Source organism: Pseudomonas sp., from assembly GCF_030696055.1.
Classification (GTDB): Bacteria; Pseudomonadota; Gammaproteobacteria; order Pseudomonadales; family Pseudomonadaceae; genus Aquipseudomonas.
On sequence record NZ_JAUYNP010000187.1, the window covers coordinates 1 to 7,888 of the forward strand.

Below are 7,888 nucleotides of genomic sequence, written 5' to 3' on the forward strand. Positions count from 1 at the left end.
CCACCCGCCGAGCAAGTTCCAGCGGGTGTTCGCCAAGGCGCGCAGCGAAGGCCTGCTGGCCGTGGCCCACGCCGGCGAGGAAGGTCCGCCGGCCTATATCTGGGAAGCGCTGGACCTGCTGAAAATCCAGCGTATCGACCACGGCGTGCGGGCCATCGAGGACGAGCGGCTGATGCAGCGCCTTATCGACGAGCAGATCCCGCTGACCGTCTGCCCGCTGTCCAATACCAAGCTGCGGGTGTTCGACGATATGCGTCAGCACAATATCCTGCAGATGCTCGAGCGCGGGGTGAAGGTGACGGTGAACTCGGACGACCCGGCCTACTTCGGCGGCTATGTCGGCGAGAACTTTGCCGCCCTGTACGACAACCTGGGCATGACCAAGGAACAGGCCCGGCGCCTGGCACAGAACAGCCTGGATGCGCGGCTGGTCTGAGCCAACTCCTATATAGAACGCTTATGGCGGACAAGCCTGCGGCATGTCCGCCCTACGGGCCGCAGACCTAGGGGGACAACGCGTAGCTTGTCCACCATCGGCCTGCGGGCAGTGAGGGGTTTTCAGGTAAGGGTGGAAAACGCTCCGCGGTTTTCCACCCTACACAAGCATTTCGCCATACCACCCGTAGGGTGGACATGGCAACGCCTTGTCCACCAACCCAGAGCCGATCAGTGCTGATGCTCGGCCGCAGGCAGCTCCTTTTCCACCAGCACTTCCACTTCGATAGCACCGGCCTTCTCGAAAGTCAGAGTCAGGGGAAAACGTTCGCCGTCCTTGAGTTGCTGCTTAAGGCCGAACAGCATCACGTGATAACCCATGGGCTCGAACCTGGCCTCGCCCGCGGCGGGCACCACGACGTCCTGCACCTGCTGCATCTTCATCACGCCATCTTTATGCAGGTGCTGATGCAGCTCGGCCTTGCCTGCGATCGGGCTGGCGACGCTAAGCAGGCGGTCGGCGGCGCCAGCCTGGTTACGCAGGATAAAGTAGGCCGCGGCGGTGGGCGCCACCGGCGGCATTTCCCGCGACCAGGGGTGCTCGATCTGCAACTCGCCCACCTGATAGTCATGGGCGGCGGCGCACAGGCTCGGGCTCAACAGCGCCAGCAGCAACAGGGTTTTTCTCAACGGCATGCTCAACCTCCAGTAACACTTCGTGGACTCGCTTGAATAAGGGCGGTGCGCCGCCCTTGTAATGACTTTTGCCTTAAGCACTGACCCAACGCCGCACCCGCAGCGCGCGGCTCAGCAGCCAGTCCAAGGCATAGATCAGCAGCAGCGACGCGCCAACCAGGGGGAATGCGGCGCCGAGCAGCAACATAAGGACAATCGCCGTTTTCCAGCGCGGCAAATCGTGGCGCAGCGGCGGCACGCCCAGGCTGCCTTGCGGGCGACGCATCCACCATATAACCAGGCCACTGACGGCACTCAGCAGCACCAGCAGGCAGACCAGCAGCATCAACAGCTGGTTGGCCAGGCCGAACAGCTTGCCCTCGTGCAGCACCACCCCGCTCTCCACGGCTTTCGCCACCAGGCCGTAATCCTGCCAACGTATATCGGCGAGCACCGCACCGCTGTATTGATCGAGATGCAGGGTGGCGTCGTGGCGCGGATCGTCGGCGAACAGGGCGACGCTGTACACCCCCTCGGCCCCGCTCGGCAGGCTGATGCTGTAACCCGGCTGCACGCCGCGCGCCACGGCGCTATCGACCACCTGTTGCAGGCTGACGGTCGCCACGCTGCCGGGAACCTGAGCCGCGCCCTGAGCATGATGCGCGGCATGCGGGTCGGAGGCCGGCAGCGGCGTGGTTTCCACCGCCCAGGCCACGGTCTGCTGGCTGCTGTCGTTCAAGCTACCGCTCAGCTGCCCGGACTTGGGCACGGCGTCCCACATGGCCGACGGAAAATGGTTCCAGGCCCCGGCGAACTGCGCGCCCCAGAAGCCGGTCCAGGTCATCCCGGTGAGCAGCATAAAGAGCAGCAGCAGCGAACCCCAGAAGCCGGTGACCGCATGCAGGTCGCGCCAGAACAGGCGTCCGCGACTGGCCAGACGCGGCCACAACACCCCGGCGCCGCCACTGCCGCGCGGCCACCACAGGTACAGCCCGGAGACCACCAGCACTATGCCCCAGCCGGCGGCCAACTCGATCAGACGGTCGCCGACCGTGCCAATCATCAGGTCACCATGCAGGGTGCGCACTATGGCTTGCAGGTTGCTCTGCGCATCCTGGCTACCCAGCAGCGTGCCGCGGTACGGGTCGACGAACAGATTGAGGGCTTGCCCGGCGTCGTCGACGACGAACTGCGCGCTTTGATCCTCGGCAACCGGCGGCAGGTACTTGTTGATCACCGCCTGCGGATAAGCCTGCTGCACCACGGCCAGCTGCTGATCGGCGTCCAAACGCTGCGCGGCCGGCGCCACCTGCAGCAACTCGGGGTACAGCAGCTGGTCCAGCTGCGGTTTGAACAGGTAGATGATCCCGGTCAGCGACAGCATGATCAGAAAAGGAATAACGAACAGCCCGGCGTAGAAATGCCAGCGCCAGGCCAGGTTGTAAAAAGACGCAGTCGATTTGTGCATGCCATAGAGTCCAATAATCAACAACGGCTCCGAGCCCCTGGCCGCGCGTTAATCGCATCAGGCTAGAGCACGGAGTGCAGAGTGGGCGCGGCGCAAGGCGCGGCCCAGAGCCGTGTCAGATAATTGGAGAGGCGCGTGGATTGGCCGAAGGCCAGAGATAGCGGAGCGCTTGGCCCGCGGCAACCAGCAGAGGATTGGGGCGGATCTGCTGCAGCGGCAATAGCCCGAGCAGGCCGAAGAAGGCCGCCAGGGCCAGGCCCATAAAGGTGGCACAGAGCGCACAGGAAAACCCCGTGGCCGGATTGACGCTAGCGGCGCCGCTAGCGCCCAGTTCGCCGCTTAGCGAGCCGCTGGCGGCGCCCCCGCAATACAGGCCATCCAGACCGCTGAGCTGCAAGCCCGCCATCTGTCCATGGCCAATGCTGCAGGCGAGCGCGCTGAACAGCACGCTGAAGTACAGCATCCAGGCCAGCAGGCGGCGGTCGCTACGGGGCAGTTTCATGGCGGCGACTCTAGCAGCCCGGCCGCGTCGCGCCAATCTCGGCGGCCAGCGCCAGTGGCGCTGCTGTTCGACGGCTGGCCGGGCAATCGGCACGGCGCCGGCTAGACTCTTCTACATCCAACCCGAGTTACAGCAGAGCGCCTCATGCGCGCTGCCCAGGCTGCGTGAAAATGTTGCGAGCGAAGGTTAGGCAAGGCACTACGCCAGTAACAGCCTCCGGCTGGTCAAAACGGCGAAAAAGCGCAGTTTACGCGCTGTAAATGAGCATTTTGAGCCTGTTTTTAACGCCGCATAACCGAGCGCAGTAGTTTTCACACTGCCTGTACCCGGCGGTCTTCCGCTCCCCAGCGACCTATCGGCGGTAAGGATGCGACCCGATCTTGTAGCCCCACTGCGCCTGGCCGGCGTCTATGCCCTGTTCAGCAGCGCCTGGATTCTGGGCAGCGATTACCTGCTGAACCTGCTGGTGGCGGACGCTCATCTGGTGGCTGGCCTGCAAGTCGGCAAAGGCCTGCTGTTCGTCCTGCTCAGCAGCCTGCTGATCTTTGCCGTCAGTTATTACGACCGCCAGGCGCAACGCCAGTTGCTCGACGAGCTGACCCGCAACGGCCGCCTGCTGCAACAAGCCCAGCGCAATGCCGCCTTGGGCTATTGGGAATACCGCAACGGCTTTCACTGGAGCCAGGAGGCGCTGCAGCTGATGGGCCAGGAGGCCGACTGCGCGCTCAGCGGTCTGGAACAACTGCTCAGCTGGCTGCACCCGGCCGAACGCCCGGCCGTGCGCCGCGCCATGCAAGCGCTGATCGAAGAACAGACGCCGCTGGCCATCGGCGCCCGCCTGTATCAACCGCAGCGCCAGCACAGCACCTGGTTGATGCTGCGCGGCGAGACCGACAGCCAGGGTCAGATCCTCGGCACGCTGCAGGACATCAGCCCGCAGAAGCGTGACGAGGCGGCGCTGCGCGAAAGCGAGCAGCGCTTTCGCCAATTGTTCGAACGCAGCCCGCGGATTGCCGTGCAGGGCTACGACCGCGAACACCGGGTGATTTTCTGGAACGAGGCCAGCAGCCAGCTGTATGGCTACAGCCTGCAGGAGGTGCTGGGCAAACGCCTGGAAGAGCTGATCATCCCGCCGCCCGCGCGCGCCGAGGTGGCCGCCGCCATCGATAGCTGGTTGCTCGGCGGCCCGCCCATCCCCGCCGCCGAACTGCAACTGCAACGCAAGGACGGCAGCATGGTGTCGGTGTTCTCCAGCCACTCGATGCTGCGCAACACGCACAATCAGCTGGAGCTGTACTGCATCGATATCGACCTCAGCGAACAGCAGCAGGTGCATGGCGAACTGCTGGCCAGCGAAGAGCGCTTCCGCGATCTGGTCGAGCAGCTGAGCGATGCGATCTTCCTCGCCGATGCCCACGGCCACCTGACCTTCCACAATTCGGCCTGGGCACAGCTCAGCGGCTACCGGGGCGATGAAAGCCTGGGCCGTCCGCTGAGTCAGTTCTTTATCGGCGAGGATGGCGCCAGGCTGGCGGCGCAGATCGGTGCCATGGACGGCGGCGAGCCGAGCAAGCTGCGCGGCGAATACCGCCTGCAGACCCGCCACGGCCGGGTGCGCCGGGTCGACCTGCAACTGACCCGCAGCCTCAGCGATAACAGCCTGCGCGGCAGCCTGCGCGACCTGCATGCGCACGCCCTGGCCCAGCAGCTGCAATAGCCAGTGGCCGCCTATATCGGGGAACCACACGGAGTCGCTATCGGACCAATGGCGCGCCGCCCGACGGCTGACAGGCCGTTGAAAAATGTAGGCGAGGCAGCCGAGACAAGGCAAAAACAGGCGAGAAAGCGGAGTTTACGAGCTGTAAATGAGCATTTAGAGCCTGTTTTTAACGCCGTATCGGCAAGCAGGTAGTTTTTCAACGGCCTGCTAATTGATCCAGGTCAGGGAAAGTTCGTAGCGGCCGACTAGACTGGAGACCTCTGTACAGGAGGAACCGCCGATGAAAGTTGTTATTCAACCCCTGAATAAGGCCGCAGGCCGCAGCTGGCAAGTGCGCCTCGACCAACACAGCGTCACCTTCCGCAGCGAGGCCGAAGCCCGGCAATTCGTCGCCACCCTCGAAGCCCGGCTGCAAGCGCCGCATTCACTGGCGCTTCTGACCCAGCGCATCGCCAGCTAGAAGCAGGCGCTAGCCTGCGCTCACGCAACAAACCACGGCTCGCCTGCAACTCTCCCGCACAGGATGTGCCATGCGCACCACGCTCGGCATGCACTGCATTGGCCGCGGACACGCGGTGGGCGCCGCGCCGCCTAGGACTGCGGCGCTGGCGTCGATGCGACTGAGCTCGCCACGCGCCGCTCGGCCCAGCGGGTAAAACGTGCAGACAGCACCGCCAGCCCGCCACAGCTGAAAATCACCACGGCCATCGGCCAGGCACTGCCGTCATGCAGCGCGGCGACCAGGGCCGCGGCGCTGGCGGCGATCACGAACTGCAGACAGCCAAGCAGCGCCGAGGCGCTACCGGCATGGCTACCCTGCCCGGACATGGCGCAAGCCGAGGCATTCGGCAGCAGAATGCCGAGGCAGGCAATGCAGCCGAACAGCGGTAGCAGCAAGGGCCATAGCGCCTGCGGCTGGGCCAGCGCCACCAGCAGCAACGCCAGCGCACAGGCCAGGTAGAACCAAACGGTACGGCGCAGCCAGTAGCTCGGGCCATGGCGCGCCACCAACCAGGCATTGAGTTGCGCCACCAGAATAAAGCCCAGGGCATTGCTGCCGAACAGCCAGCCGTAGTGCTCGGCCGGCACCCCATAGAGCTGGATAAACACGAAGGGCGAGCCGGCGATATAGGCGAACATGCCGGCCACGGCGAAGCCGCCGGTCAGGGCATTGCCGAGAAAAGGCCAGTCGCCGAACAGCCGCCGGTACTCGCCCAGGGCGCCGCGCAAGGGTGCCGGCGGCGCATCCTGGGCCAGGGTTTCCGGCAGCCACAGGGCCATCCCCAGCAGGCACAGGGCGCCGAACAGGGTCAGGCAGATAAAGATCGACGGCCAGCCCAGGCTGCTCAGCAGCAGCCCACCGGCCAGCGGCGCCAGTATCGGCGCCAGGCCCATCACCAGCATCAATTGCGAGAACACCTTGGCCGAGCCGATCGGGTCGCACAGATCGCGCACCACCGCCCGCGACACCACCATGCCGGCGCAGCCGCCCAGGGCCTGGACGAAACGCGCGCCGATCAACCACTCCAGGCTCGGCGCCAGGGCGCAGGCCAAAGAGGCCAGGCTGAACAGCAGCACCCCACCCAGCAGCGGCTTGCGCCGACCGAAGCGGTCGGCCAATGGCCCATACAGCAGTTGGCCTATGGCCAGGCCGGCAAAGTAGGCCGCCAGCGACAGCTGTACATGCTCCACATCGGTGGCAAACACCCGCGCCAGGGTGGGAAAGCTCGGCAGGTAGAAGTCGATGGCCAGGGGGCCAAAGGCGCTTAGCGCGCCGAGGATCAACAAGATACGTAGTGGCATGGGGGTCCAAATAAGTAATGGCAAAGGTAGGTTGGGCTGAGCAGCGCGAAGCCCAACAAAACAGCAATCGCCAATGGTTGCGCCTGGGTGGTTGCCGTTGGGCTTCGGCGCTGCGCGCCTCAACCCAACCTACGGTCTTGTGGCTATGCAATGCGTAGGATGGGTTGAGCGCAGTGATACCCATGCGGTTGCGTTAGGCCGATAACCGCTTGGTGGGTTACGCGGCGCGCGTATTGCGCAGTTGATTTTCCAACCCAGCCCTGCGCCGCTAACCCACCCTACGCCCCTTGCCAATCTTATCTGCCAGGGACTCCACCAGCAGGTAGAACATCGGGATCAGGAAGATTGCCAGGAAGGTCGCCGCCAGCATGCCGCCGATCACCCCGGTGCCGATCGAGTGACGGCTGGCCGAGCCGGCGCCGCTGCTGATGGCCAGGGGCACCACGCCGAGGATAAAGGCCAGGGAGGTCATGATGATCGGACGGAAACGCAGGCGCGCCGCCTCCAGCGCCGACTCCAGGATGCCCATGCCCTGCTGCCGGCATAGCACGGCGAACTCGACTATGAGGATGGCGTTCTTCGCCGCCAGGCCGATCAGGGTGACCAGGCCGACCTGGAAGTACAGGTCGTTCTCGATGCCGCGCAGCCACACCGCGAGGATCGCGCCGAATACCGCGAAGGGCACCGCGGTGACCACCGCCAGCGGCAGGGTCCAACGTTCGTACTGGGCGGCGAGGATCAGGAACACCATGATCAGGCCGAAGACGAAGGCGCTGCTGCCCGAACCCTGGGTGGCCATTTCCTGATAGGCCGAGCCGGTCCAGCCGATGCTGTAGTCGCTGCCCAGCACTTCGGCCGCCACCGCCTGCACCGCCGCCAGGGCTTGGCCTGAGCTGTAGCCGGGGGCCGGGCCGCCGAGAATCTTCGCCGCCGGGTAGACGTTGAAGCGCGCGTAGCTGTCCGGGCCGAGGATGCGTTGGACCTTGACCAGGCTGGACAAGGGCACCAGCTCGCCGCTGGCCGAACGCACATAGACCTGGGACAGGTCTTCCGGCTTGCGGCGGAACTCCGACTCGGCCTGCAGGCTGACCTGGAAGGTGCGCCCGTACAGGCTGAAGTCGTTGACGTAGTAGCTGCCAAACGTGGCCTGCATGGCGGTGAACACATCGTTCACCGGCACGCCGAGGGCGCGCGCCTTGGTTCTATCCAGGTCGATAAAGTACTGCGGCACGCTGGCATTGAAGGTGCTCTGCACCCCGGCCAGTTCCGGGCGCTTGGCCGCCGC

8 protein-coding genes are annotated in these 7,888 nt (G+C 65.0%); 3 read left to right on the forward strand and 5 right to left on the reverse strand.

Annotated elements, in window-relative coordinates; genetic code table 11:
* A partial coding sequence (locus tag Q8Q83_RS11000) for an adenosine deaminase (protein WP_371132399.1) occupies positions 1 to 436 on the forward strand: 436 nt, incomplete at its 5' end.
* A 230-nt stretch (positions 437 to 666) separates the two neighbouring features.
* On the opposite strand, the gene Q8Q83_RS11005 is transcribed toward Q8Q83_RS11000, so the two are convergent.
* The 3 genes from Q8Q83_RS11005 to Q8Q83_RS11015 form a co-directional block, all read right to left on the reverse strand.
* Positions 667 to 1,131 (reverse strand): copper chaperone PCu(A)C, encoded by a 465-nt coding sequence (locus Q8Q83_RS11005; RefSeq protein WP_305623656.1) that lies wholly within the window; start codon positions 1,129 to 1,131, stop codon positions 667 to 669.
* Between the two features lie 73 nt (positions 1,132 to 1,204).
* On the reverse strand, positions 1,205 to 2,578 hold the full coding sequence (locus tag Q8Q83_RS11010) for a PepSY domain-containing protein (RefSeq protein ID WP_305623658.1): 1,374 nt from the start codon (positions 2,576 to 2,578) through the stop codon (positions 1,205 to 1,207).
* A 115-nt stretch (positions 2,579 to 2,693) separates the two neighbouring features.
* Positions 2,694 to 3,080, reverse strand: a complete 387-nt coding sequence (locus Q8Q83_RS11015) for a DUF2946 domain-containing protein (protein WP_305623660.1) — start codon at positions 3,078 to 3,080, stop codon at positions 2,694 to 2,696.
* Positions 3,081 to 3,447: 367 nt separating this feature from the next.
* Here Q8Q83_RS11015 and Q8Q83_RS11020 point away from each other — a divergent pair, with 367 nt between their 5' ends.
* Both Q8Q83_RS11020 and Q8Q83_RS11025 read left to right on the forward strand, forming a co-directional pair.
* A complete protein-coding gene (locus Q8Q83_RS11020; RefSeq protein ID WP_305623662.1) occupies positions 3,448 to 4,797 on the forward strand; it encodes a PAS domain-containing protein in 1,350 nt (449 codons plus the stop codon).
* 283 nt (positions 4,798 to 5,080) lie between these two features.
* Positions 5,081 to 5,260, forward strand: coding sequence for a hypothetical protein (locus Q8Q83_RS11025; protein ID WP_305623664.1), 180 nt, complete (start codon positions 5,081 to 5,083; stop codon positions 5,258 to 5,260).
* A 131-nt stretch (positions 5,261 to 5,391) separates the two neighbouring features.
* Here Q8Q83_RS11025 and Q8Q83_RS11030 read toward each other — a convergent pair whose 3' ends face one another.
* Positions 5,392 to 6,603 (reverse strand): multidrug effflux MFS transporter, encoded by a 1,212-nt coding sequence (locus Q8Q83_RS11030; RefSeq protein WP_305623666.1) that lies wholly within the window; start codon positions 6,601 to 6,603, stop codon positions 5,392 to 5,394.
* A 268-nt stretch (positions 6,604 to 6,871) separates the two neighbouring features.
* A partial coding sequence (locus Q8Q83_RS11035; RefSeq protein WP_305623668.1) for an efflux RND transporter permease subunit occupies positions 6,872 to 7,888 on the reverse strand: 1,017 nt, incomplete at its 5' end.